This is a genomic window from Streptomyces sp. NPDC096048, from assembly GCF_044763415.1.
Taxonomy (GTDB): domain Bacteria; phylum Actinomycetota; class Actinomycetes; order Streptomycetales; family Streptomycetaceae; genus Streptomyces.
This window is the reverse complement of sequence record NZ_JBIWGG010000006.1, coordinates 547305-572277: the sequence shown is the minus strand read 5'-3', so window position 1 is coordinate 572277 and position 24973 is coordinate 547305. Positions and strand designations below refer to the sequence as shown.

The window sequence follows — 24973 nt, the reverse complement described above, 5'->3', positions numbered from 1 at the left end:
GAGATGGGCGATGCGGACGCCTTTTCGAGATGCGCCCCGTATCGGTAAGGCCGAAATTAGGCAGAACAGGTGAAGCCGCCGAAGGGCGTAAATGAACGGGGGGTGAACCCCTGAGGACGGTGCGGTGAGGTCACGGAACGCTTACGTCAAGGACACGGAGTGGTTCCGAGCGGGTGCGTCGCGAGCAGCGCGTCCACGAGGGTCCGGTCGCGCGGCTGAGTGAGACGGGCGCGGGCCGCCGCGGGCGCCAGCCACAGGATGCGGTCGACCTCGTCGGACGGGGCGAACGCGCCGGTGGTGGCCGCGGCCGCCCAGTACCGGACCTCCTTGGGACGGCCGTCCGCGAGGTAGCGGACGGTGGGCAGTTCGGCGCCCGGTGCGGCGGCGTACCCCGTCTCCTCCGCGACCTCGCGCAGGGCGCCGGCGAGCGGGTCCTCGCCGGGTTTGAGCTTGCCCTTGGGGTGCGACCAGTCGTCGTACTTCGGACGGTGGACGAGGCAGAGCTCCAGCTCGCCGTCGACCGGGGAGCGCCGCCACAGCACGCAGCCGGCCGCGCGGACGGTGGTGTCGTCTGCGGGACTCACGTGCGCTCACGCCTCCTGTCCTACGGCAACCTGATGGGCTCCTTGCGCCAGCTGTGCTGGAACGCGTACCTCGCCGCCTCCACCTCATGCCGCTGGTCGGCGTGGAGCACACCGAGCGCGTAGGCCGTCGCGGGCGCGATGCGCGGCGTACGGGCGGCCTGGGCCGCGGCCGCGGCGGCCTCCGCGGCGTCGCGGTGGCGGTTCAGGGCCTCGCCGGCGGCCAGGAGGCGTACGTCCCCGCAATCCTCGGCCTCCTCGCCGGCCAGCACTTCGAGCGCGTACCGGTGCAGGCGCAGCAGCAGGCGGACCTGGTGCCACGGGGCGTCCTGGGGGTGGGCGACGGGGTCCGGGGAGAGGCCGTGGATCAGCGCCTCCGCGTTGTACGGGCTCCCCGCGGTGACCAGGGGGAGTGCGGCCACGGCGTCGGTGAGGCGGGTCTCCGCGGCGGCGGCCAGGGGGCGGAGGTCGGTGGGGGACGCGGCGCTGGTGGTGGCCGCGCTGGTGGCGGTGGTCCCGGACGTGGCGGGTCCGGTGGCCCTCAGCGGGACCTCGCTCGCCAGTAAGGCGACCTTGTCGGCGACCGCGTGGAAGCGGCTGCTGCCCAGCGCCTGGAGGGCGGTGGAGTGCGCCCGGGTGCGGGCCAGGGTCAGCTGGCGGTCGAGCAGCGCGCCCGCCTTGGCCGCGCCCACGGTGAGGCTGCCGCGCTCCGGGGGCGCCGGGTGGGCTGCGGGCACGGTCGCGGACACGGCGGCGGTGGCCCGGCCGGCCGTCTGCTGGGCCGGGAGAGCCGACGAACCGGACAGCCGGTGCAGGGCCTGGAGCAGGCGTTCCAGGCGGGACGCGTAGGCGTGCTCCATCGCCAGCGTGCCGGACAGCCACGCCAGCTCGGGGCGCATGCTCTCCGCCCAGTCGGCGTCCAGCAGGGGCTGGAAGGTGTGCAGGGTGCCGCTGAGACGGCGGGCGGCACGGCGCAGGGCGCGGACCGCGTCCGCGGGGGCCGCGGCCGGGGTCCCTCTGTCCGAGCGGCGCGCGCTGTGCGAGCCGTGTGCGTCGTGCGAGCGGGGTGAGCCATGTGAGCCGTTCGAGCCGTGTGCGCCGGTGCCCGACTCCCGGTGCAGGCGCAGGGCGCGGAGGAACTCCGTGGCCTGGGCCCGCAGGTAGTCCGCGAGGGCGTCCGCGTCCGCGGGTACCGGCGGGCCGGCAGCGGCCGTGGCCGTCGCGGCGGGGTCCGTCGGGTCAAGGTGTCGCTGTGCCACGCCGGCGCCTCCGGGCGTCTATGAGCATCTCCTGGACGTTGCGCAGGGGCTGGCCGTCCGAGTCGGTCGCGTGCCGGGTCCACTCGCCGTCCGAGCCGAGGTGCCAGGAGGCGGTGCTGTCCGACATGCCGGTCTCCAGCATCCGGTTGAGGGCCGCCCGGTGGGCCGGGTCGGTGACCCGGACCAGGGCCTCTATCCGGCGGTCGAGGTTGCGGTGCATCATGTCGGCGCTGCCGAACCAGACCTCGGGCTCACCGCCGTTGCCGAAGGCGAACACGCGCGAGTGTTCGAGGAAGCGGCCGAGGACCGAACGGACCCGGATGTTCTCCGACAGGCCCGTCACGTCCGGGCGCAGCGCGCAGATGCCGCGCACCCACACGTCGACGGGAACGCCCGCCTGGGACGCCCGGTAGCACGCGTCGATCACGGCCTCGTCGACCATCGAGTTGACCTTGATGCGGATGTAGGCGGGACGGCCGGCGCGGTGGTGCTGTATCTCCTTGTGGATACGGGAGACCAGGCCGTCGCGCAGTGACTTGGGCGCGACGAGGAGGCGGCGGTACGTCTCGCGCCGGGAGTAGCCGGAGAGGCGGTTGAACAGGTCGGAGAGGTCCGCGCCGACCTGCGGGTCCGCGGTGAGCAGGCCGAGGTCCTCGTAGAGGCGGGCCGTCTTCGGGTGGTAGTTGCCGGTGCCGACGTGGCTGTAGCGGCGTAGCGTCTCGCCCTCCTGGCGGACGACGAGCGACAGCTTGCAGTGGGTCTTCAGGCCGACCAGTCCGTAGACGACGTGGCAGCCGGCCTCCTCCAGTTTGCGGGCCCACTTGATGTTGGCGGACTCGTCGAAGCGGGCCTTGATCTCGACCAGGACGAGGACCTGCTTGCCGGACTCGGCCGCGTCGATGAGCGCGTCGACTATCGGGGAGTCGCCGGACGTCCGGTACAGCGTCTGCTTGATCGCGAGGACGTCCGGGTCGCCCGCCGCCTGCTCCAGGAAGGCCTGTACGGAGGTGGAGAAGGAGTCGTACGGGTGGTGGAGGAGTACGTCCCTGCTGCGGAGGGCGGCGAAGACGTCCGGCGCGGACGCGGACTCGACCTCGGCCAGGTCGCGGTGGGTGCCGGCGACGAACTTCGGGTACTTCAGCTCGGGCCGGTCGATGCCCGCGATGCGGAAGAGGCCGGTGAGGTCCAGGGGGCCGGGGAGCGGGTAGACCTCCGCCTCGCCGATCTTCAGCTCGCGGACGAGGAGGTCCAGGACCTCGCGGTCGACGGACTCCTCGACCTCCAGGCGTACGGGCGGGCCGAAGCGGCGCCGCATCAGCTCCTTCTCGAGGGCCTGGAGGAGGTTCTCCGCGTCGTCCTCCTCCACCTCCAGGTCCTCGTTGCGGGTGAGGCGGAAGGCGTGGTGCTCCAGGACCTCCATGCCCGGGAACAGCTCTTCGAGGTGGGCGGCGATGACGTCCTCGATGGGGACGTAGCGGCCCGGGGACGCCTCCAGGAAGCGGGAGAGCAGCGGCGGGACCTTGACGCGGGCGAAGTGGCGGTGGCCGGTCACCGGGTTGCGGACGACGACCGCGAGGTTGAGGGAGAGGCCCGAGATGTACGGGAAGGGGTGGGCCGGGTCGACCGCGAGGGGGGTGAGGACCGGGAAGATCTGGTGCCGGAAGAGAGTGAAGAGGCGGGCCTGCTCCTTCTCCGCGAGTTCGTTCCAGCGGACCAGGTGGATGCCCTCCTCGGCGAGGGCGGGGGCCACGTCCTCGTGGAAGCAGGCGGCGTGCCGGGCCATGAGCTCGCGGGAGCGGGCCCAGATCATCTCCAGCACCTCGCGGGGCTGGAGGCCGGAGGCGGAGCGGGTGGCGACGCCGGTCGCGATGCGGCGCTTGAGGCCGGCGACGCGGACCATGAAGAACTCGTCCAGGTTGCTGGCGAAGATCGCGAGGAAGTTCGCGCGCTCCAGGAGCGGGGTGTTCGGGTCCTCGGCGAGTTCGAGCACGCGTTCGTTGAACGCGAGCCAACTGCGTTCGCGGTCCAGGAAGCGGCCCTGCGGGAGCCGGGCGCCGCCGGCCTGGGACTCCTCCGACTCCTCGTACCCGTCGAGGTCCGCGTCGATGTCGGGTTCCAGGTCGGACACCGTGGCGGCCACCGTGTGCGGGCGGTGCGCGGCGATGGAGCCCACGGAGGGCTGCGTGTGCTGGACCTCTGCCTGGGTGTTCGGCTGCCTCATGAACCCATTCTTCCGCGCCGCGCGCAGGACAGGCGCGTCGGAAGGCGCGGGATGCTCTGCTCCTGGTTGCTCCGGCACGGTCGGCTTCATTCGGTGAGCGTCGCAAGGCAGTCTGAATCGATGGTTACGGGGACATGACGTGTGGGATAGCGGGGGGCCTCCGGCGGTGGTCGGGTGCCGGTGCCCGCGGCGGCGACGCGTCCGGTCGTGGGTGGGGCGGGAGAACCTCGGCTGCGATCGCGTGAACCGCTGGGCCGGGCTCGTCCGATGAGGAGACGTGAGCGAAACGAGAAGCGACGGGGAGCTGCTGCGGGCCGTCGCGGCCGATGCCGACCGGCGTGCCTTCGAGGAGCTGTACCGCAGGTACGCCCCCTGGCTGACCGCGCGCCTGCGCGGCCGCTGCGCCGACGCCGGTGTCGTCGACGACGTCGTGCAGGAGACCTTCCTCGCGGTGTGGCGCGGCAGCGCGCGCTACCGGGAGGAGGGCGACGTGGCGGGATGGCTGTGGCGGATCGGGTCCCGGCGGCTGGTCGACGTACTGCGCGGCGACGGGGCGCGGGGGCGGCTGCGGCAGGCGCTGGCCCGGTTGCGGCACCGCGACGAGGCCTCCGCCGAGGAGCGGGTGCTCGCCGGTGTCGAGCACGGCGACCTCGCCGGCGCCCTCGTACGGCTCTCACCGGAGCTGCGCGCGGTGCTCCAGGCCACCGTCGTCGACGGGCTGACCACCCGTGAGGCGGCCGTCCTGCTCGGCATCCCGCCGGGCACGGTCAAGACGCGGGCGATGCGCGCCCGCCGGCAGCTGCGGGAGGCGCTGGCATGAGTGACGAGAACAGCCGTCGCCGGGATACCTGGCACGTGGACGAGGACGATCTGCGGGCCTACGCCCGGGGCGAGCTCGCGGCGCCCGTCCTGTGGTCCGCCGACACCCACCTGACCGCCTGCGCGCACTGCCGCGGTGTGCTCGCCGAGGTGAGTGACGCCGCCGCTCTGGAGGCGGGGTGGGAACGGCTCGACGCCGAGCTGGACGCGCCCCGGCCGGGATGGTTCGAGGGGCTGCTGGTGCGGTGCGGCGTCGGTGACGGCACCGCGCGGCTGCTCGCGGCCACCCCCGTACTGCGCCGGTCCTGGCTCGGCGCGGTCCTCGCCGTGCTGCTGATGACCTTCGCCGTCGCCCTGACGGCCGGCGCCGCCCGCACGCCCACCCTGTTCCTCGCCTTCGCTCCGCTGCTGCCGCTGGCCGGGGTGGCGCTCGCCTACGGGCCCGCGCTGGATCCGACCCACGAGATGGCGGTCGTCTCGCCGATGCACGGCTTCCGGCTGCTGATGATCCGTACGGTCGCCGTGCTGGCCGTCGCGCTCGGGGTGAACGGGCTGGCGACCTTCGCCCTGCCGGGGTACGGGCTGCGCGCCCTGGCCTGGCTGCTGCCCGGGCTCGCCCTCACCGCGACCGGCCTCGCACTGACGCCCCGGCTGGGTCCGGTTCTCGCGCCATCCGCGGTCGCGGGGGCGTGGGTGGCCGTGCTGCTCGTCGCGGACGGGGCGCGCGCGGCCGAGGACGGTGCGCTGGCGCCGTTCACGGCGGCCGGGCAGGGCGTCTCCGGCGTGGTGGCCGTGCTGGGTGCCGGGCTGCTGTTCCTGTTCCGCGACCGGTTCGACGTCTTTCCGCGGGGTGCCGCGTGAGTCCCGCCTTCTTCCCTGTCCTTCGCCTGTACGGGAGTGCCGTATGAATCCCCCCACCGTTTCCGCCTCCGGGCTCAGCCTTCACTACGGCCGCACCCGCGCCCTCGACGACGTGTCGCTGCGGCTGACTCCGGGCGTCACCGGGCTGCTCGGGCCCAACGGCGCCGGGAAGACCACGTTGCTGCGCGTGCTCGCCACCGCCGTGCCCGCCGACCGCGGCGCCTTCACCGTGCTCGGGCACGACCCCGGGACCGCGAGCGGGCGGCAGGAGGTGCGGCGGCGGCTCGGGTACCTGCCGCAGACGCCCGGCTTCCATCCGGACTTCACCGCTTTCGAGTTCGTCGACTACGTCGCGATCCTCAAGGAGCTGACGGATCGTGGCGCTCGCCATCGTGAGGTGCGGCGGGTGCTGGAGGAGGTCGACCTGGGCGGAGTGCGCGGGCGGAAGATCAAGAGGCTGTCCGGGGGAATGCGGCAGCGGGTGGCGCTCGCGGCCGCGTTGGTGGGGGACCCCGGTTTCCTGGTGCTCGACGAGCCGACCGTCGGGCTGGACCCGGAACAGCGGATGCGGTTCCGGGAGCTGATCGCCGGGGCGGGAGAAGGGCGGACCGTGCTGCTGTCCACCCACCAGACCGAGGACGTGGCGATGCTCTGCCACCGGGTGGTGGTCATGGCCGCCGGCGCCGTGCGGTTCGACGGGACCCCGGCCGAGCTGACCGCGCGGGCCGCCGGGCGCGTGTGGAGCAGTACGGAGCGGGACGCGGGCGCGAAGGCCGGGTGGCGTACCGGTACCGGGTCGTTCCGGAACGTGGGTGATCCGCCCGCCGGAGCGCAGCTGGTCGACCCCACCCTGGAGGACGGCTACCTGCTCGCCCTCGACGGCGCCGACGCGGAGGTGGCCGCATGAGCGCCGTACTCACCGTGACCCCGTCCGCCGTGGAGACCGGGCCGCGCGGCGGCGCGCGGGCGGTGCTCGCCCTGGCCCGGTGCGAGGCGCGCCGGTTGCTGCTGAGCATCCCCGTCGTCGTCGCCTTCGTGGCGTACGTCGCGTGGATCGTCTGGCGTACGCGGAGCTCCTGGGACGGCTATCCGGCGTTGCAGGACGTCGACCGCGCCACCCAGAGCATGCCGATGCTCGTCGGCCTCGCCGTCCTGCTGTCCGCCAGCTTCGCCGTCCTGCGCTCCGAACGGCACGGCACCGAACAGCACTTCGCCGTGCTGGTGGTGGCGCCCTGGCGGCGTACGGCGGCCCACGCGCTGTCCGTCGTACCGGCCGTCCTGCTCACCGCGGTGTGCGTGGCCGGCCAGTTCGCCTGGGAGGCGTCCAAGCCGGGCGCGATCGGGCACGGTTCACCGGCCGAGCTGCTCGTCGGGCCGCTGACGGTGCTGCTGTTCGGGACCCTCGGGGTGCTGCTGGCCCGGGTGGTCCGGTCGGCGCTCGCCGCGCCCCTGGTCGTGGTCCTGCTGCTGTTCACGCTCGTCCTGGGCACGGCACCGGGCGGCGCGAGCGGGCTGTCCTGGCTGGCGCCGGTCGTCGCCGAGGCCAGCTCCGGCACCCTGCCCTCCGACCTGCTGGGACGGCCCGCCGCCTGGCACGCCCTCTACCTGGCGGGCGCGGCCCTGTGCGCCGCCTTCCTCGCGGTGCTCCTCGCCGGTGCGCGGAACCTGGCCGTCCGGGCGGGCGTCGTCCTGACCCTCGCACTGGCGGTGACGGGCGGCGTCATGCAGGCCGGGGGCGCGGCGCCGTCACCGGAGCTGACCGCGGCCCGCGAACGCGCCTCGGTGCGCCCCGAGCCGACCTGCGTCGAGCACGGCCGGTCGACGTACTGCGCCTTCCCCGAGTGGGGGCCCCGCACCGGCACCTGGGCCGGGGTCGTCGACCGGGTCCAGTCCCTCGCGGGCGGCTCCGCGCACGACCGGCGCCTCGTCGTACGGCAGCGGATCGACGCCCGGTACGGGCTGGACGGCGACGCCGCCATCCCCGCGCTGACCGACGCCCATCAGGTGACCGTGGGCACCGCCTGGGGCGGCAACCGGGTACCCGAGTTCTCCAGCGCCGTCGCCGCGGTCCTCGTCGCGGGCACGGAGGCGGCGGGCAGCGAGATCTGCGACGGACGGATGGTCACCCTCATGTGGCTGTCCCTGAGCTGGCAGGACGACCCGATGAACGCCCTGCGCCGGGTCCGCCTCGACGACAGTGTGAAGGGCTCCGCGATCGTCCTGTCGCCCACCGACCCGCTGACCATGACGGAGGGGCAGACGGACGTCGTACGGCGCCTGCTGGAGAAGCCGGACCCCGGTGTCGGGGACCGGGTGAAGGCGCACTGGGCCGAGCTGACCGCGCCGGGTGTCACGACCGCCCGGGCCGCCGAACTCCTGGGCGTGGCCGGGCCGGACAAGGCGGACTCGTGCGAGGAGTGACGCGGTCCCTGATCGGCCCGGTGTGGCGCACGCTGCCGTGGCGGGCCCTGGCGGCGGCCGGGACCCTCGGACTGCTGCTCGCCGGTACGCCGGTCGTCCTCGGCGCGGAGCCGAACTCCTGGCAGACGCTCACCCTGCTGCGGGGCACCGCCCTGATCGGCGCGCTCGGCCTGGCCTTCCTTTTGGACGACCCGGCACGCCACCTCACCGCCCCCGTCCCGACCCGGCGCCCGCTGCGGCAGGCGCTGCGGGTGGCCCTGGTCGCGCCGCTCGCCGCGCTGTGGTGGACGGCCGTACTGCTGCTCGCTCCCCCGGCGTCCCGGCCCCCGGCCGGCGGCATCACCGTGGAGGCGGCGGTACTGGGCGCGCTGGCGCTCGCCGGTGCCGCGGCGGCGGTACGGCTGACGGACGAGGCGCGGCCGGGGCCGTCCGTCGCGGCCGCCCTGCTGCTGGCGGCGGTCCTCACGCCGCTGCTGGCGCCGGAGAGCTGGGCCTTGTTCGTGCTGCCCGACGACCCGCGGTGGCAGGCGGCGCACGACCGGTGGGCGGTGCTGCTCGCGGCGGTGGCCGTGGCGTGGGCGGCCTGCGGGCCGGAGCCGGCGGGGCGGCGGCGGGGGAGGCGGCCCCGCGCGGTCGCCGGACCGGTCTAGGGCCGGTCGCCCCGCGACTCCGGCATGACCCCGACGACCGGCCCCAGGACCGGAACTCAGGTCTCCGTGCGGTACATCAGGTCCGTCTCGTGGGTGACGAAGCCGAGGCGCTCGTAGACGGACACCGCCGCCTTGTTGTCGGCGTCGACGTACAGCATCGCCGTGGGCAGCCCCTGCTCCGCCAGGTGCCGCAGGCCGATCGTGGTCAGCGCCTTGCCCAGGCCGCCGCCCTGGACGTCGGGGCGGATGCCGAGGACGTACACCTCACCGAGCCGCTCCTCGGCGTGCACCTTGGTCCAGTGGAAACCGATCAGCTCGCCGTCCCGCTCGGCCAGGAAGAACCCCGCCGGGTCGAACCAGGCCTCGGCCGCGCGGTCGTCGAGGTCCCGCTGGGTGAGGGAGCCCTGCTCCGGGTGGTGGGCGAAGGCGGCGGCGTTGACCGCGAGCCACGCCGTGTCGTCCCGCCCCGGCACGAAGGTCCGTACGGTCACGCCCTCGGGCAGACGCGGATCGGGCAGCTCCAGGCCGGCCAACGGGCGGCGCATCTGACGCAGTTCGCGGAACAGGGTCAGACCGAGCACCTGTGCGAGATGCCGGGCGGCGGAGTGGCCGCCGTGCGCCCAGACCCGCAGCCGCTTGCCGGAGGCGGCGAGCAGCGCGGAGCCCAGCGCCCGCCCGTGTCCCTGGCCCCGGTGCGAGGGGTGGACGACCAGCTCGGCGGCCGGGGGTTCGATCGGGTCGGTGCCCTCCAGCTGGGCGTAGCCGACGAGTTCGCCGCCGTTCACGGTGAGCAGCAGGTGCGCGATGCCCTCCCGTGCGGGGCCGCGCAGTTGCAGCCGTCCCTGCTCGGACACGGCCTGCTGCCCGTCGTTGCGGGCGGCCTCGGTGAGCAGGGCGAGGACGGCGTCGGTCTGCTCCGGGGTGAGTTCGGCGAGGGTCTCGATCGAGCGGGGGCGGCCGGGCTGCACGGTGTCGTCGCTGGTCATGCGTACGAGGGTAAGGGGCGGGTGCGGCAAAGCGGCGGCAGTCGCGGGAGTCGGGCCGGCGGGGGAGGTACACCAGGATGTAACCCGTCACCCCCTGTCGCGCTACGCGCGTTGACTCTAGGCTGCTGCGCCGACGAGCCGTCTCCTCAGCGGCTCGCGCTCACGCACACCCACAGGGGGGCGCATGCCAGCCACAGCACAGTCGCACCAACCGCGCCGCAGACGCCGCGCGACCCGTCTCCTCGCCGCCGCCGCCACGGTCGTCACCGCCGGCGCGCTCGCCGCCGCGACGCTCCCGGCATCGGCGACCGCGGGCGAGAACCACCGCGGCGACGGCGGTCACGGGCACGGCCACGGCCGCTACCAGGACGTCCAGCTCCTCTCCTTCAACGACCTGCACGGCAACCTGGAGCCCCCGGCCGGCTCCTCCGGCCGGGTCACGGAACTCCAGCCGGACGGCACGACGAAGACGGTCGACGCGGGCGGCATCGAATACCTCGCCACGCACCTCCGCGAGGCCCGCGAGGGCAACCGCTACTCCATCACCGCCGCAGGCGGCGACATGGTCGGCGCGTCCCCCCTCCTCTCCGGCCTCTTCCACGACGAGCCGACCATCGAGGCGCTGAACAAGCTCGACCTGGACGTGACGAGCGTCGGCAACCACGAGTTCGACGAGGGCGCCAGGGAACTGGCCCGCCTCCAGAACGGCGGCTGCCACCCCACCGAGGGCTGCTACACGGACAAGGAGTTCGAGGGCGCCGACTTCCCGTACCTGGCGGCGAACGTCCTGGACGAGAAGACCAAGAAGCCCATCCTGAAGCCCTACTGGGTGTGGAAGCACAAGGGCGTCAAGGTCGGCTTCATCGGTGTGACCCTGGAGGGGACCCCGGACATCGTCTCGGCGGAGGGCGTCAAGGGCCTCTCCTTCAAGGACGAGGTCGAGACGATCGACAAGTACGCCAAGGTGCTCCAGCGCCAGGGCGTGAAGTCGATCGTCGCCCTGGTCCACGAGGGCGGCTTCCCGGCCTCGTCCTCCTACAACTACGACTGCGACTCCCCGGGCGCCGGCGACGGCATCTCCGGCCCGATCGCCGACATCGCCAAGAACGTCACCCCGCAGGTCGACGCGCTGGTCACCGGCCACACCCACGCGGCGTACGTCTGCACGATCCCCGACCCGGCGGGCAAGCCCCGCATGGTCACGTCGGCCTCGTCCTTCGGCCGCCTCTACACGGACACGACGCTGACCTACGACCGCGCGACGGGTGACATCGCCCGTACGGCCGTGAAGTCGGCGAACCACGTGGTGACGCGGGACGTCCCGAAGGCGCCGGACATGACCCGGCTGATCGACAAGTGGAGCACCCTCGCCGCCCCGATCGGCAACCGCCCCATCGGCTACATCTCCGGCGACATCAACCGGGACGGCACCGAGTCCCCGCTCGGCGACCTGATCGCCGACGCGCAGCTGGCCTACGGCAGGGCACAGGACCCGGAGACCGACCTGGCCCTGATGAACCCCGGCGGGATCCGCGCCCCGCTGACGTACGCGTCCACGGGCAACGAGGGCGACGGCGTCGTCACCTACGCCGAGGGCTTCACCGTCCAGCCCTTCGCCAACACGGTGAATCTCAAGGACTACACGGGCGCCCAGCTGATCCAGATCCTCAAGGAGCAGGTGAGCGGCCCGAACGAGGCGGCCCCGAAGATCCTCCAGATCTCGTCCGGCCTCACCTACACGCTGGATCTGACCAAGACCGGCGCGGACCGCGTGGTCACGGACTCCATCCGCCTCAACGGCTCGCCGGTCGACGAGAACGCCACCTACCGCGTCGCGTCCAACAGCTTCCTCGCGGGCGGCGGCGACGGCTTCCCCACGCTGGGCGAGGGCGCGAACGAACTGGTCGGCGCGGACGACCTGACGGCGCTGGAGCAGTACCTGACGGCCAACTCGTCGGCGACCGACCCGATCACCCCGCCGGCGGCTGACCGGATCACGGTCGTGCGGTAGCCGAACCTGCCGAAGCGAGTACACATCGGCATGTGATGTTCGCGCCGCGCTCATATGGGCGCGGCGCGAACAGTTGGTCCGGGAGTGTCACCGCGATCGACTGTCACCATCCGCGACGCGTTCGCCCCGGCTGACCGCGATCCGGAGCAGATCCGCGAGCGCCTCCGTCGCCCTGGCCAACGCGAACCGCACCGCCCGCTCCCCGGCCTTCCGGTCGGCAAGCACGGCCCTGGACCCCGCGAGCACCTGCTCGCCCGAGTTCAACTGGGCCGCCTCGATGTCATCGGCGAGACGTGAGAGCCGGCTCTGCCCGCTGTCGGTACTCAGGTAGCAGGGCTTGCCTTCGGGGGTGGTCCAGGGGAGGAGACGGAGCGGGGGAGTGGGCATGGCTGTCCCTTCGATAGCGACGAGCAGCGGTGATTACGCTTCGTGCCTCGATCGTCACTGGTCGCGCGTACGCTGCGGAAGGGGTCAGGTGTTGCCTGGCTGGCAGACAACGGAAGGAGCGAGGTGGCCGAACACCCGCTCGGGGACGGGCAGTCGAGACGTGCGGAGCTGGGTGGCACGCTCCGGATGCTGCGTGACAAGGCGGGCAAGTCACTCGGGCAGCTGGCTGAGGAGACCTCGTACGACAAGAGCTATCTGTACCGCTTGGAGAAAGGGGAACGGCTCTCCAAACGGGCGGTGATGGAGGACCTCGACAGGTATCACGGCACCGGTGACCTGCTGGTCCGCCTCTGGCGCGACGCGCGCCAGGAGGTCGTCAAGGACAAGTACAAGGCGTTCATGGAACTGGAAGCGACGGCTCGGGTGATGTGGCTGTTCCAGCTCCGGGTCCCGGGCCTGTTGCAGACCGAGGACTACGCCCGGGCAGTGTTGTCGGGAGCCCGGACAACGGCAGGCAACAGTGAGGCAGTCGAGGAGCAGGTTGCTCTGCGCCTGGGGCGGCAGGAACTGCTGCATCGACAACCGGAGCCGAGTATCCGCGTGATATTGGACGAAGGGGCGCTGCGGCGGCCTGTTCCGGACAGGACGGTGTGGAGGGACCAGCTCTCGCATCTGGTGAACGCGGCAGAACTGCCCACGGTCGCGCTTCAGGTATTGCCCTACGCGGCTGGTGTGCACGACCTCATGGACAGTCACCTCTGGCTCCTGTGGCAACGGGTCGGCGACCCCGTTGCCTACGTGGAAGGCAACGGCTTTGGCGAGTTGATCGACGATCCGGACAAGGTTCTGTCCTTTCGCTTGTCCTACGATCTGGTCAGGGACGCGGCTCTGACCCCGGTGGAGTCGATGGCGTTCATCAAGGGCCTTCTGGAGGAGCGCAAATCATGAACCGACTCCCTGACCTCACCGCCGCGACCTGGCGCAAGTCCTCCTACAGTGACGGGGGCGGCACGAACTGCGTCGAGGTCGCCGACGGTCACCCCGGCCTCGTCCCCGTGCGCGACACCAAGGTGCCGGACGGGCGGGTGCTGGTCTTCGGGGCGACGTCGTGGGGGGCATTCGTGGCCCGGCTGAAGGCATAGCCACTCGGGCCGAGCCGGGCCGGTACCCGGACGCCCGCCCGCCTGGGTGACGCGACGGCGGAGTCAACCGGGGCGAGGGCCGTAGGCACCTTCGGGTGAAGGAAGCGACGGACGGCGGCCTCCTGGCCGTGGCGCGACTATGGTGGGGTCATGGCAGAGAACACGACCATTCAGGTGTCACGCCAGGCCCGTGACCACCTCGCGCAGGTCGCCAAGGAGCGAGGCATGACCCTCGGCCAGCTCGTCGAGCAGCTGGCCTCGGAGCAGCCGACGGCGGAGCAGATCGCGGAGCGGGTGGCGGCCGATCGGCAGGTCGTTCGTGACGTCGTCGGCGTAGCGATCAGCGACGAGGAATTCGACCGGGCGCCCGACGTGCTCGGGAACATCTATCGGATCGCCGCCGAGAAGGTCCGCATGGCCCGAGGCGCCGCCGCGTGATCATTCTGGACACCAGCGCGACCCGTGCCCTCGCGGACGGCCACAAGACGCTGAACCTGCTCGCCGGAAACATGGCTCGTACGCCGGGCGATCTGCTCCGCATTCCCGCTCTCTGCCTCGTGCAGGCGGAGTCGGAGGAAGCGGGGGCGGGCGGACGGGTACTGGCCTTCTCGTCGGTGGTCGTCGACGACCTGGACACGGCCGGGTCGGTCACCGTCGGCACCATGATCCGCGACGGGTACGGAGGCGCGGACACCTGTCACGCCCTGTACTGCGCGCTGCCCCGCCCCGAGTTCACGGGCATGTCCATCCTCCTCACGGACCGGGAGGACGCTTATCCCCCCGGCGTCGTCACCGTCGACATCGACTCCCCCGGCATGCTCGGCTACCACTGACCCCCGCCGGCCGCGTCCGCCTCCGGCGGCGGTACCGGCGCCCCCGGCAGCCGTACGGTCGCCACCGTTCCGCCGTCACCGTCCTCCGCCGGAGTCAGGCTCACCGCGCCTCCCGCCTGCTGCACCGTCCGGGCCACGATCGACAGGCCGAGTCCCGAGCCGGGCAGGGCGCGGGCGCTCGGGGAGCGCCAGAAGCGGTCGAAGACGTGGGGGAGTTCCTCGGCGGGGATGCCGGGGCCGTGGTCGCGGACGGTGAGGACGCCGTCGGCGAGGCGTACGTCGACGGTGCCGGACTCGGGACTGAACTTCACCGCGTTGTCCAGGATGTTGACGACCGCGCGTTCCAGGGCCGCCGGTTCCGCCCGTACGTACCAGGGCCGCACGTCGGCCGTGATGGTCAGCTCGGGGCCGCGCAGGCGGGCGCGGCGCAGGGCCGACTCGACGGCGTCGTGCCAGGCGAGGATGCGGGTGCGGCCCTCGTGCTGGCCGGTGTCGGGGCGGGAGAGTTCCTGGAGGTCGCCGATCAGGGCGGCCAGCTCCGTCATCTGGGCCTTGACCGAGGCGAGGAGCGCCTTGCGGTCCGCCTCGGGGATCGGGCGGCCGGTCTCCTCGCTGCGGGAGAGGAGTTCGATGTTGGTGCGGAGAGAGGTGAGGGGGGTGCGCAGTTCGTGGCCGGCGTCGGCGATGAGCTGTTGTTGCAGGTCACGGGAGCTGGCCAGGGACGAGGTCATGCTGTTGAAGGAGCGCGAGAGGCGGGCGATCTCGTCCTCGCTGTCGTCCTCCACGGGGATGCGGACGGTGAGATCCTCGGTGCGGGCCACGTGTTCCACGGCCCGGGTCAGTTCGTCGACGGGGCGCAGGCCGGTGCGGGCCACCCACAGGCCGGCGGCGCCGGCGCCGACGACTCCCGCGCCCGCGACGAAGACGAGCACCAGCGCGAGGTTGCTGAGGCTCCTGTTCACCTCGTTCAGTGGTCGCGCGGCGGAGGCGGCCACGCCCAGCTCGGGCAGCACGCTGTAGGTGTAGACGCGGTACTGGGCGCCGTCGGCCCCCTTGACGTCGTGCAGCGCGTCGGTGGCCCTGCCCTCGGCCACGGCGTGGTCGGCGTCGGTGAGGGGGACCTCCTCCGTGCCGATGATCAGGCAGCTTCCGCCCGTGCCGTCGACGAGCTGTACGGACGACCCGAGGGGATTCTTCTCGTGCGTGACGGGGTCGTGGGCGCACTGGCCGGTGCGCAGGTTGACGTACTGGCTCACCTGGTCCTTGCTCATGCGGTTCGCCTTCAGGGCCTCGTCCAATGAGCTGACCAGCACGCTCTTCACCACGAACCAGCACGCCACCGCGGCCGCCGTCACGGCGAACGCCACCGACGCGGCCACCAGCAGCGCCAGGCGCGACCGGAGAGGGAGCGCCCGGAAGCGGCGAACCAGCCTTCTCACTCCGCGCCGCCCTGCCGGAGCACGTAGCCGACGCCGCGGACCGTGTGGACGAGGCGCGGCTCGCCGGCCGCCTCGGTCTTGCGGCGCAGGTACATGACGTACACGTCGAGGGAGTTGGACGACGGCTCGAAGTCGAAGCCCCAGACCGCCTTGAGGATCTGCTCCCGGGTGAGGACCTGGCGCGGGTGTGCCATGAACATCTCGAGGAGGGTGAACTCCGTGCGGGTCAGTTCCACCGGGCGCCCGGCCCGCACGACCTCCCGCGTCGCCAGGTCCATGGTCAGGTCGGCGAAGGTGAGGGTGTCGTCGTTGTCGGCACCGGCCTCCACGGCCGCCGCGTAGGAGCTGCGGCGCAGCAGGGCGCGGATGCGGGCGAACAGCTCGTCCAGTTCGAAGGGCTTGACCAGGTAGTCGTCGGCGCCGGCGTCCAGGCCGGTCACCCGGTCGCCGACCGTGTCGCGGGCCGTCAGCATCAGGATGGGGGTGACATCGCCCGCGCCGCGGATGCGCCGGGCGGCGGTCAGGCCGTCCATGCGGGGCATCTGGATGTCGAGGACGACCAGGTCGGGCCGGTACGCCGCCGCCTTCTCCAGGGCGTCGGCGCCGTCGACGGCGACCTCGGTGTCGTACCCCTCGAAGGCGAGGCTGCGCTGGAGGGCTTCGCGGACCGCCGGCTCGTCGTCGACGATCAGGATGCGCTGGGTGTCACGGTCGCGGTCGCCATCTGCGGGGCTCATGGGCTCGGATTCCTCGGAATTCTCGGATGCGGTGTCGGGTGACGGCTGCGGGCGTCTTCAGCGTCGCATGTTCGCATCGGCCTCGGGCCGCCCGCTCAGCCGTCGGCGCCCGCTCGCAGCTCGGGCAGGTCGGCCTTCACCGTGTTGATCGGGATGGCGAAGCCGAGGCCGACGCTTCCGGCACCGGCGGAGGACTCGGCCGACGAGTACATCGCGGAGTTGATGCCGATGATGTTGCCGTTCATGTCGATCAGCGCGCCGCCGGAGTTGCCCGGGTTGAGGGACGCGTCGGTCTGGATCGCCTTGTACGTCGTCGTGGACGAGCCGGTGTCGCCGTTGAACTCCTGACCGCCGAACTCGAACGGCCAGCCGCCCCCCTGCTGCTGTTGCTGTTGCTGCCGGCCCTCGTCGGTCGAGACGGTCACGTCACGGTCCAGGGCGGAGACGATGCCGCTGGTCACGGTGCCGGTGAGGCCTTCCGGGGAGCCGATCGCGACTACCTGGTCGCCGACCCCGACGCCGTCGGAGTCGCCGAGGGTCGCGGCCTTCAGACCCGAGGCGTCCTCCAGCTTGATCAGCGCCAGGTCCTTGCTGCTGTCGGTGCCGACGACCCGGGCGGTGTACTGCTTGCCGTCGCTGGTCCTGACCTTGACGGACGAGGCGCCGGAGACGACGTGGTTGTTGGTGATGATCTCGCCGTCACCGGTGATGATCACGCCGGAACCGGTGGAGGAACCGGCGTTCGAGGTGGCGCTGATCTCGACGATGCTCGGGCTGACCGACTCGGCGACCCCGGCGACCGTGCCCTTCTGGCCGGTGGGCACCACGCTGGTGCTGGTGGCGCTGGAGGCGACGGTGTCGCTGCCGGTCAGCTCCTGGATGCCGTACGCGGTGCCGCCGCCGACGGCCGCCGCGACGATCGCCACGGCCGCGAGCAGGGCGACGGGGCCGCGACGACGGGACGTGCGCTTCCTGTGCGGCTGCTCGGGCTGTCCGTCCTGGAAGAAGGCGGCGGGCGGCTGCGCCGGCGGGGGCGGCCACTCGGGGTCGACGGGAGAGGAGGCGTGCTGCTGGGCGCCCTGGTACGGGTTCTCGTACGGGTTCTCTTGCGCGTGCTCGTACTCGCCGTTGCGGCGGAGGCTCTCGGTCATGTTCATGAGCTTTCCGCCCCCGGATGAGAGCGGCCTGAGTGCTGCCTGAGAAGCCCGGCAGAACCTCGTATGCCCGATATAAAGCCACCCGATGCAAGAGCCGGAAGCCGTGCGGTGCGGCTACGCGCAGCCGCAGGACTGCCGGACCACCAGGCGTGACGGGAAGACCTTCAGCCGCTCCCGCCGCGAGCCCGCCACTCGCAGACCGTCGTCCAGGACCAGGTCCACCGCCTCCCGCGCCATCGCCGACCGGTCCGAGGCGACCGTCGTCAGCGGCGGGTCCGCCAGGCCGGCTTCCTTGATGTCGTCGAAGCCGGCCACGGCCAGCTCGCCGGGTACGTCGATGCGCAGCTCACGGGCCGCGCGCAGCAGGCCGATCGCCTGGTCGTCGGTGGAGCAGAAGATCGCGGGCGGGCGCTGTGCCCCGGAGAGCAGCTCCAGCCCCACGCGGTACGCGTCGTAGCGGTTGTACGGCGCCTCGAAGAGCCGCCCCTCGGTGGAGAGCCCGGCCTCCTTCATCGCGCGCCGCCAGCCCTCGACGTGGTCGGAGACCGGGTCGCCGACGGACGGGGTCTCGGCGGTGCCGCCCATACAGGCGACGTACTCGTACCCGTGCTCCAGCAGGTGGCGCACGGCGAGCTGGGCGCCGTCCAGGTCGTCGGTGACGACGGCGACGTCGTCGATGGCCTCGGGGCGCTCGTGCATGAGGACGACGCGGGCGTCCCAGGCCTCGATCTCGGCGGCGGCCAGGTCGTTCAGGGCGTGGCTGACCAGGATGAGGCCCGAGACGCGCATCCCGAGGAACGCGCGCAGGTAGTGCGCCTCGCGCTCGCCGGCGTAGTCGGAGTTGCCGACGAGGACCATTTTCCCGCGCTCGGCGGCGGCCCACTCGACCGCGTGCGCCATCTCCGCGAAGAAGGGCTGGCGCGCGTCCGGCACGATCAGCCCTATGAGGTCCGTGCGCCGCGACGCCATGGCCTGGGCGACCCGGTCCGGCCGGTACCCCAGTTCCTTGATCGCGGCGAGGACACGCTCGCGCGTGGCCGGGGCGACCGGCCGGGGTCCGTTGTTGATGACATAGCTGACGACGGCGGTGGAAGTCCCCGCCAGTCGCGCCACGTCATCCCGAGTCACCTTGGCCACGCGCGGAGTCTACGCGGATGGATCCGCCCCGGGCAGGGCGTATCACACCTTGGTTGACGCCTCTTCCACCGCGGTGTCCGCCTGCGCCTCCGGCCGGGCTCCGGCCTTCGCCTTGGCGTCCTCCGCGCGCTCCCCCTTCTCGGGCTTCTCCGGCGTGACGAAGCGGTAGCCGACGTTGCGGACGGTGCCGATCAGCGACTCGTGCTCGGGGCCGAGCTTGGCGCGCAGCCGCCGTACGTGCACGTCGACCGTGCGGGTGCCGCCGAAGTAGTCGTAGCCCCAGACCTCCTGGAGCAGCTGGGCGCGGGTGAAGACCCGGCCCGGGTGCTGGGCGAGGTACTTGAGCAGCTCGAACTCCTTGAAGGTCAGGTCCAGGATCCGGCCCTTGAGCTTGGCGGAGTACGTCGCCTCGTCCACGGACAGGTCGCCGTTGCGGATCTCCATGGGGGAGTCGTCGCCGCCGATCTGCTGGCGGCCCATGGCCAGCCGCAGCCGGGCCTCGACCTCGGCCGGGCCGGCGGTGTCCAGCAGCACGTCGTCGATGCCCCAGTCGGCGGTGACGGCGGCGAGGCCGCCCTCGGTGACGACGAGGACGAGTGGACAGCCGAGGCCGGTGGAGCGCAGCAGCTGGCACAGGCTGCGGACCTGCGGTAGATCACGGCGTCCGTCGACGAGGATGACGTCGGCGCCGGGGGTGTCGACGAGGGCGGGGCCCTCCGCCGGCGCGACACGGACGTTGTGCAGCAGCAGGCCGAGGGCGGGAAGCACCTCCGTCGACGGCTGGAGGGCGTTGGTCAGGAGCAGCAGAGAACTCATCGCGCCCCACCTGCCTGGGTCGTCTTACGGTCGTGCACGGTTCGCTCGCCCATAACGTCTGGTTCCTCCTCGGTCCCTGCGAGGACGTTTACGGCACTGCTTCGTACAGGTGCGGATCCCGTGCCCGTGGGGCCCGCTGTGGGTCCGGGAGGTGAACGCCCGACGACTGCCCGGCGGCGCTCCTGGAAGCACAAAAGGACCCGGGGGCTACGTTGCCCGAGTCCTCTGCCCAGCAGAATAGCCGACATGAGCAACCGACCGGCAGGTCATGTGGCGCGTTCCACCGACCGTCCGCATCCCGAGACGCCCCAAAGGACGCCGCGCCGCACGCCCTCACGCACCTTCCTGCGCACGTCCGACGGGGTCCGGATCGACGCCGTGTACGAGCCGGGAGCGGGCGGTCGCGACGCCCCTGACCTGGTGTTCGTCATCGCGCACGGCTTCACCGGCGACGCCGACCGGCCCCACGTACGGCGGATCGCGGAGGCGTTCGGGCGCTACGGCGCGGTGGTCACGTTCTCCTTCCGGGGCCACGGTGCCTCCGGCGGACGTTCCACCGTCGGTGACCGCGAGGTGCTCGATCTGGCGGCGGCGGTCACCTGGGCGCGCGGCTTCGGGCACGCGCGCGTGGTGACCGTCGGCTTCTCCATGGGCGGCTCGGTGGTGCTGCGGCACGCCGCGCTGTACGGCGGCGCCGACGGCGAACGCGGCGACGGCGGCAGACGCGGGGGTGACGGCAGAGGCGTGGGTGACGGTGACGGCGGTGGTGACAGGGACGCCCGCACGGACGCCGTCGTGTCGGTGAGCGCCCCCGCCCGCTGGTACTACCGGGGTACTGCGCCCATGCGCCGGCTGCACTGGCTGGTGATGCGGCCCGCCGGGCGCCTGGTGGGCCGCTACGGCATGCGCACCCGTATCCATCACCGGGACTGGGACCCGGTGCCGCTGTCGCCGGTGGAGGCGGTGCCGCGGATCGCGCCGACGCCCCTTCTCGTCGTGCACGGCGACCGGGACGGGTATTTTCCCGTCGACCACCCCCGGATGCTGGCCGAGGCGGCCGGTGACCACGGCGAACTCTGGCTGGAGCCCGGCATGGGCCACGCCGAGCACGCGTCGGACGACGCCCTGCTGCGCCGCATCGGCGACTGGGCCGTGTCCCGGGCGGGCTAGCCTGACGGTGTTCACCGCCGATCGACACGGACGCCGATCGGCACCGGCGACGAAGGATCCAGATGGCAAAGGTCACGGTGCGCTACTGGGCCGCCGCGAAGGCCGCGGCGGGAGTGGCCGAGGAGCCGTACGAGGCGGCCACGCTCGCCGACGCGCTCGGCGCGGTGCGCGAGCGGCACCCCGGCGAACTCACGCGCGTACTGCTGCGCTGCTCGTTCCTCGTCGACGGCGACCCCGTGGGCACGCGCGCGCACGAGACGGTACGGCTGGCCGACGGCGGCACGGTCGAGGTCCTCCCGCCGTTCGCAGGAGGGTGAGCGATGACCAACCAGCCGCATCAGCCGCATCAGCAGTACGGGCAGAATCAGCCGTACGAGGGATATGAGGCGTACGAGGGATGGCAGCAGGGGCAGTCGGAGTACGACGCCCAGGCGTGGCCCGCGCACCAGCAGCCTCAGGGGCAGCAGGCGTATCAGGACGGGCCGGGCTACGAGGACCCGGACGCCGCCCAGTACACGCAGCAGTGGCAGGGGCAGACCTGGGAGACCCAGGTGCAGCCGCCGGTATCCGCGGAGGAGACGGCGTACCTGCCGCCGCAGGCCCCGAACGGATACCCGGAGCCGACGGGCACGCCGTACGGAACGACCGGTTCCTACGCGCCGCAGCAGCCACACCCGCAGCCGCAGCCACACCCGCAGCCTCACTCGTACCCGCAGCCGTACCCGTCACAGCCGCAGGCGTACGCCCCCCAGGCCCACGCTCAGCCCCAGCCCCAGCCCCAGTCCCAGCCCCAGCCCCAGCCGTACGAACCCGCGGCTCCGGCCCCGGCCCCGGCCCCCGCTCCCGCCGTCGCTGAGCCCGCGCCCTCCTCCGACGCGCCCGGTTACGGCCCCTCGACCCTCGCCGGGAACACGCGGGTCACCGACGCGCAGCGCGCCCGCGCCGAGGGGCGTTCGCCGATCATCGACCCGGGGATACAGCCGGCCGGGCTCACGGCGCTGCTCGGGCTGCTGCTGGCGGGCGGGGCGGCGCTGGGTACGTACGCCCTCCTGGTTCCGCTCGTCGTCCTCCAGGCCGTCACCGCGGCGGGCTGGTTCCGCCTGAACGGCATGTGGCCCGCCCGGCAGGGCATCGCGCTGGGCTTCGCGGGCGCGCTCGCCGCCGACGCGGCGATGCTGGTGTCGGACCGCTCCCCGGCGGCGATCCTCGGCACGCTCGGGGTGTGGGTGCTGCTGTCCCTCGTACTGCAACTGCGTTCGCACGCCGACCCCGACGAGCGGATGTACGGCCTGCTCGCGACCGTCGCCGCGGCGGCCCTGGCGATCGTCGCGGGCGGATACCTCGCCGCCGACGCGGACGCGGTGGCGGTCGGCGCGATCGCGGTGGCCGTGGCCGTCGTGGCCCGCGCCCTGCCGCTGCCGGCGCGGGTGTCCGTGGTCGTCGCGCTGCTCGCGGCGGCCGGTGCGGGGATCGCGGTCGGCTCGATGACGGACTTCGGGACGTCCGGGGCGCTGCTCGGGGCGGGCGCGGCGGTGTGCGCGCTGATCGGCCACCGGGTGGCGGCCTACGACTACCCCTCCCGGTTCGTCCACTTCACCGCGGGCGTGGCCCTGCCGCTCGCGGCGGCGGCACCGGCGGTGTACGTGCTCGGCAGGGCCCTCGCCTGATCCGCCCCCGGGCTGGACGCCTCCGACCGGGAAGGCGTCCGCCGGGGCCGGGCGTTTCCCACCGCACGGGCCCTCGCGCGAGCCACGCCACCGCACAGGCTCCCGCACCGGCGCTGCACCGGCCCCGTACGGGCCCCGTACGGGCCCCGTACGGGCCCTCGCACCCCTGTCACAGCTGATCGACAAAACCCCGGCGGCCCCGCCCGGCCGCGTTACCCTCGCGCTGGACGGCCGCAGGTCGTCGGGGACCGCCGTCGTTGACCGCCCAGGGTTGGGGAACACCGCATGCGTGCACTGCGAATACTGCTGATCGTCGTCGTGATCCTGGGCGGGCTCTTCGTGATCGCGGACCGTGTGGCGGTCAACTTCGCCGAGGACGAGGTGGCGGACAAGCTGCGGAGCACCGAGAACCTGCCCTCGACACCCGACGTCTCCATCAACGGCTTCCCCTTCCTCACCCAGGTCGCCGGCGGCGAGCTGGACGACGTCGAGATCGGCATCGACGACTACGAGGCGTCCACCGGCAACGGCGGCGAGAAGATCCTCATCGACCACCTGCGCGCGAACATGAAGGGCGTCGAGTTCTCCGGCGACTACAGCTCCGCCACCGCGGCCACCGCCACCGGCACCGCGACCGTCGGCTACGACGAGCTGATGAAGGCCACCAAATCCGAGCCCACGGACATCGCGCCCGGTATCACCGCCAAGGTCGTCGGCCTCTCCGACGGCGGCAACGGCAAGATCAAGGTGTCGCTCCAGGCCACGGTGCTCGGTGTCGAGGTGCCCGAGCCGGTCGAGGTGCTCAGCTCGGTCACGGTCAAGGACAACGACGTGGAGGTCGTCGCCGACGGCCTGCCGGAGATCGGCGGCAAGCAGCTCGCCGAGTCCCGGATCCGGGCTATCACCGACTTCCAGCAGACCATCGACGAACTGCCGGGCGGCATCGAGCTGGACAAGGTCGAGGCGGCGAAGGACGGCGTCGAGATCACGGTGAAGGGTTCGAACGTCGAGCTGGCCGGGTAGGACGACGGTCGGCCGCCGGAAAGGCGGGGGCGGCGACCCGAAGTCCGACAGGCGAGACGACGCCGTCCGCACCGTAGATGCGACGGCGACCACCCCGGTCCGGCGGCGTTCCAGGGGGCTCCGGGTGGCGCGCTGATCCCATATCGCGGACGATCCCGTCTCAGAATCCGACACGCCGGTGACATGTCCCGCTGTCCGTCCCTACGATCGGGGCTATGAAGCGCCAGGCGGACCTCACGAAGCGGCGGGCAGTGGACCTGTGCCGCGTTGCCGCCATGCTCTGTCGCACCTTCTGAGCGGACGGCGACGCCGCCGTCCTTCCCCCTCACCCGCCCTGCCCTGGGCATCCGCGCGCCGCCGCACGGCCCGAGCGCGCGCACCCTCGCACCGCACGCCCGCCGCAACTGCCCCGGAGGAGAAAACATGAGCCGCAGCGACGTCCTGGTCGACGCCGACTGGGTGCAGGACCACCTGGACGACCCCAGCATCGCGATCGTCGAGGTGGACGAGGACACGTCCGCCTACGAGAAGAACCACATCAAGAACGCGATCCGGATCGACTGGACCCAGGACCTCCAGGACCCGGTCCGCCGCGACTTCGTCGACCAGGAGGGCTTCGAGAAGCTCCTCTCCGCGAAGGGCATCGCCAACGACACGCTGGTGGTCCTCTACGGCGGCAACAACAACTGGTTCGCGTCCTACGCCTACTGGTACTTCAAGCTGTACGGCCACGAGAACGTCAAGCTCCTCGACGGCGGCCGCAAGAAGTGGGAGCTGGACGCCCGCGAGCTGGTCCCCGGCGACGAGGTGCCCCAGCGCGCCACCACCGACTACAAGGCCAAGCCGCAGAACACCGCGATCCGCGCCTTCCGCGACGACGTCGTCAAGGCGATCGGCGCGCAGAACCTGGTCGACGTCCGGTCGCCCGACGAGTTCTCCGGCAAGCTGCTCGCCCCGGCCCACCTCCCCCAGGAGCAGTCGCAGCGCCCGGGCCACGTCCCGTCCGCCCGCAACATCCCGTGGTCGAAGAACGCCAACGACGACGGCACCTTCAAGTCGGACGACGAGCTCAAGCAGCTCTACACCGACGAGCAGGTCGACCTGGCCAAGGACACCATCGCCTACTGCCGCATCGGTGAGCGCTCGGCCCTGACCTGGTTCGTCCTGCACGAGCTGCTGGGCGTGGAGAACGTCAAGAACTACGACGGCTCCTGGACCGAGTACGGCTCCCTCGTCGGTGTGCCGATCGAGCTCGGCGCCAACAAGTAAGTCCCGCCCCCTCAACCCCTCAGGAGTACGACATGTGCGGTGCGAAGGCCGGCGGCCCCGACGCCTCGACGATCAAGCCCGGTGAGACCACGATCCAGGGTCAGGTGACCCGCGACGGCGAGCCGGTGACGGGCTACGTCCGTCTGCTGGACTCCACCGGAGAGTTCACGGCGGAGGTCCCGACCTCCGCGACGGGCCAGTTCCGCTTCTACGCGGCCGAGGGCACCTGGACCGTACGGGCGCTCGTCCCGGGCGCCAGCGCCGACCGCACGGTCGTCGCCCAGCAGGGCGGACTGGCGGAGGTCGCGATCGCCGTCTGACGGCACGCGGCAGCGGCGAGCGACGGCCGCAGGGCCGCACCCCATGGGTTGGACGCCCGGGGTGCGG

Annotated in this window: 27 protein-coding genes; 17 read left to right on the top strand and 10 right to left on the bottom strand. The window is 72.4% G+C overall.

The genetic code is table 11. The annotated features are described in order from the left end of the window. Positions 1-146: 146 nt before the first annotated feature. From ACIQ6R_RS19885 to ACIQ6R_RS19875, 3 genes are read right to left on the bottom strand one after another with little or no spacing between them, the layout of a single operon-like run. On the bottom strand, positions 147-584 hold the full coding sequence (locus ACIQ6R_RS19885; RefSeq protein WP_404176592.1) for an NUDIX hydrolase: 438 nt from the start codon (positions 582-584) through the stop codon (positions 147-149). Between the two features lie 20 nt (positions 585-604). Continuing rightward, a complete protein-coding gene (locus ACIQ6R_RS19880; protein ID WP_404222656.1) occupies positions 605-1840 on the bottom strand; it encodes a CHAD domain-containing protein in 1236 nt (411 codons plus the stop codon). Next, a complete protein-coding gene (locus tag ACIQ6R_RS19875) occupies positions 1821-4061 on the bottom strand; it encodes an RNA degradosome polyphosphate kinase (RefSeq protein WP_404222655.1) in 2241 nt (746 codons plus the stop codon). The genes ACIQ6R_RS19880 and ACIQ6R_RS19875 overlap by 20 nt, the downstream gene beginning before the upstream one ends. Positions 4062-4338: 277 nt before the next feature. Here ACIQ6R_RS19875 and ACIQ6R_RS19870 point away from each other — a divergent pair, with 277 nt between their 5' ends. Genes ACIQ6R_RS19870 through ACIQ6R_RS19850 form a run of 5 tightly spaced genes read left to right on the top strand, consistent with a single transcriptional unit; the run spans position 4339 to position 8812 of the window. Continuing rightward, positions 4339-4881 (top strand): RNA polymerase sigma factor, encoded by a 543-nt coding sequence (locus ACIQ6R_RS19870; protein ID WP_404222653.1) that lies wholly within the window; start codon positions 4339-4341, stop codon positions 4879-4881. After that, a complete protein-coding gene (locus tag ACIQ6R_RS19865; RefSeq protein WP_404222652.1) occupies positions 4878-5741 on the top strand; it encodes a zf-HC2 domain-containing protein in 864 nt (287 codons plus the stop codon). The genes ACIQ6R_RS19870 and ACIQ6R_RS19865 overlap by 4 nt, the downstream gene beginning before the upstream one ends. Before the next feature lie 43 nt (positions 5742-5784). Next, complete coding sequence (locus ACIQ6R_RS19860; RefSeq protein ID WP_404222651.1) at positions 5785-6648, top strand: ABC transporter ATP-binding protein; 864 nt, start codon at positions 5785-5787, stop codon at positions 6646-6648. After that, entirely contained in the window at positions 6645-8162 is a 1518-nt protein-coding gene (locus tag ACIQ6R_RS19855; RefSeq protein ID WP_404222650.1) for an ABC transporter permease, read from the top strand. Before ACIQ6R_RS19860 ends, ACIQ6R_RS19855 begins: the two co-directional genes overlap by 4 nt. After that, a complete protein-coding gene (locus ACIQ6R_RS19850; RefSeq protein WP_404222648.1) occupies positions 8150-8812 on the top strand; it encodes an ABC transporter in 663 nt (220 codons plus the stop codon). The genes ACIQ6R_RS19855 and ACIQ6R_RS19850 overlap by 13 nt, the downstream gene beginning before the upstream one ends. Positions 8813-8868: 56 nt before the next feature. Here ACIQ6R_RS19850 and mshD read toward each other — a convergent pair whose 3' ends face one another. Further along, complete coding sequence (mshD, locus tag ACIQ6R_RS19845) at positions 8869-9798, bottom strand: mycothiol synthase (protein ID WP_404222647.1); 930 nt, start codon at positions 9796-9798, stop codon at positions 8869-8871. Positions 9799-9982: 184 nt separating this feature from the next. On the opposite strand from mshD, the gene ACIQ6R_RS19840 reads away from it, so the two are divergent. After that, entirely contained in the window at positions 9983-11809 is a 1827-nt protein-coding gene (locus ACIQ6R_RS19840) for a bifunctional metallophosphatase/5'-nucleotidase (protein ID WP_404222646.1), read from the top strand. A gap of 87 nt (positions 11810-11896) precedes the next feature. On the opposite strand, the gene ACIQ6R_RS19835 is transcribed toward ACIQ6R_RS19840, so the two are convergent. Continuing rightward, on the bottom strand, positions 11897-12196 hold the full coding sequence (locus tag ACIQ6R_RS19835) for a hypothetical protein (RefSeq protein WP_404222645.1): 300 nt from the start codon (positions 12194-12196) through the stop codon (positions 11897-11899). A 186-nt stretch (positions 12197-12382) separates the two neighbouring features. Here ACIQ6R_RS19835 and ACIQ6R_RS19830 point away from each other — a divergent pair, with 186 nt between their 5' ends. The 4 genes from ACIQ6R_RS19830 to ACIQ6R_RS19815 all read left to right on the top strand — a co-directional run bounded on the left by ACIQ6R_RS19830 (position 12383) and on the right by ACIQ6R_RS19815 (position 14171). Further along, positions 12383-13144 carry a helix-turn-helix domain-containing protein gene (locus tag ACIQ6R_RS19830; protein ID WP_404222683.1) on the top strand — a complete coding sequence of 254 codons (762 nt, stop codon included), beginning with the start codon at positions 12383-12385 and terminating at the stop codon, positions 13142-13144. Next, the gene (locus ACIQ6R_RS19825; protein WP_404222643.1) at positions 13141-13338 is read left to right on the top strand and encodes a DUF397 domain-containing protein; all 198 of its coding nucleotides are present in this window, start codon (positions 13141-13143) and stop codon (positions 13336-13338) included. Before ACIQ6R_RS19830 ends, ACIQ6R_RS19825 begins: the two co-directional genes overlap by 4 nt. A 150-nt stretch (positions 13339-13488) precedes the next feature. Next, positions 13489-13776 (top strand): hypothetical protein, encoded by a 288-nt coding sequence (locus ACIQ6R_RS19820; RefSeq protein WP_345635924.1) that lies wholly within the window; start codon positions 13489-13491, stop codon positions 13774-13776. Beyond that, positions 13773-14171 carry a hypothetical protein gene (locus ACIQ6R_RS19815; RefSeq protein WP_404176559.1) on the top strand — a complete coding sequence of 133 codons (399 nt, stop codon included), beginning with the start codon at positions 13773-13775 and terminating at the stop codon, positions 14169-14171. Before ACIQ6R_RS19820 ends, ACIQ6R_RS19815 begins: the two co-directional genes overlap by 4 nt. On the opposite strand, the gene ACIQ6R_RS19810 is transcribed toward ACIQ6R_RS19815, so the two are convergent. From ACIQ6R_RS19810 to ACIQ6R_RS19790, 5 genes are all read right to left on the bottom strand, one after another. Then, positions 14162-15610: a sensor histidine kinase gene (locus ACIQ6R_RS19810; RefSeq protein WP_404222642.1), complete on the bottom strand. Its 1449-nt coding sequence runs from the start codon at positions 15608-15610 to the stop codon at positions 14162-14164. The genes ACIQ6R_RS19815 and ACIQ6R_RS19810 overlap by 10 nt on opposite strands. Continuing rightward, positions 15607-16347 carry a response regulator transcription factor gene (locus ACIQ6R_RS19805; protein WP_404176553.1) on the bottom strand — a complete coding sequence of 247 codons (741 nt, stop codon included), beginning with the start codon at positions 16345-16347 and terminating at the stop codon, positions 15607-15609. The genes ACIQ6R_RS19810 and ACIQ6R_RS19805 overlap by 4 nt, the downstream gene beginning before the upstream one ends. Before the next feature lie 95 nt (positions 16348-16442). Beyond that, entirely contained in the window at positions 16443-17504 is a 1062-nt protein-coding gene (locus tag ACIQ6R_RS19800) for a S1C family serine protease (protein ID WP_404222641.1), read from the bottom strand. 114 nt (positions 17505-17618) lie between these two features. After that, positions 17619-18641 (bottom strand): LacI family DNA-binding transcriptional regulator, encoded by a 1023-nt coding sequence (locus ACIQ6R_RS19795; protein ID WP_404222640.1) that lies wholly within the window; start codon positions 18639-18641, stop codon positions 17619-17621. 42 nt (positions 18642-18683) lie between these two features. Beyond that, complete coding sequence (locus ACIQ6R_RS19790; protein WP_404176545.1) at positions 18684-19457, bottom strand: winged-helix domain-containing protein; 774 nt, start codon at positions 19455-19457, stop codon at positions 18684-18686. Between the two features lie 246 nt (positions 19458-19703). On the opposite strand from ACIQ6R_RS19790, the gene ACIQ6R_RS19785 reads away from it, so the two are divergent. The 7 genes from ACIQ6R_RS19785 (at position 19704) to ACIQ6R_RS19755 (ending at position 24906) form a co-directional block, all read left to right on the top strand. Then, a complete protein-coding gene (locus ACIQ6R_RS19785; RefSeq protein ID WP_404222639.1) occupies positions 19704-20627 on the top strand; it encodes an alpha/beta hydrolase in 924 nt (307 codons plus the stop codon). Positions 20628-20689: 62 nt separating this feature from the next. Next, positions 20690-20944, top strand: coding sequence for a MoaD/ThiS family protein (locus ACIQ6R_RS19780; protein WP_404222638.1), 255 nt, complete (start codon positions 20690-20692; stop codon positions 20942-20944). A gap of 3 nt (positions 20945-20947) precedes the next feature. Continuing rightward, a complete protein-coding gene (locus tag ACIQ6R_RS19775) occupies positions 20948-22294 on the top strand; it encodes a hypothetical protein (RefSeq protein ID WP_404222637.1) in 1347 nt (448 codons plus the stop codon). Positions 22295-22579: 285 nt separating this feature from the next. Then, positions 22580-23317 carry a DUF2993 domain-containing protein gene (locus tag ACIQ6R_RS19770; RefSeq protein ID WP_404176533.1) on the top strand — a complete coding sequence of 246 codons (738 nt, stop codon included), beginning with the start codon at positions 22580-22582 and terminating at the stop codon, positions 23315-23317. A gap of 215 nt (positions 23318-23532) precedes the next feature. Continuing rightward, positions 23533-23613, top strand: coding sequence for a putative leader peptide (locus ACIQ6R_RS19765; protein WP_350310325.1), 81 nt, complete (start codon positions 23533-23535; stop codon positions 23611-23613). Between the two features lie 127 nt (positions 23614-23740). Continuing rightward, entirely contained in the window at positions 23741-24586 is an 846-nt protein-coding gene (locus ACIQ6R_RS19760; protein WP_404176530.1) for a sulfurtransferase, read from the top strand. Positions 24587-24618: 32 nt separating this feature from the next. After that, a complete protein-coding gene (locus ACIQ6R_RS19755; protein ID WP_100569102.1) occupies positions 24619-24906 on the top strand; it encodes a DUF1416 domain-containing protein in 288 nt (95 codons plus the stop codon). Positions 24907-24973 lie beyond the last annotated feature (67 nt).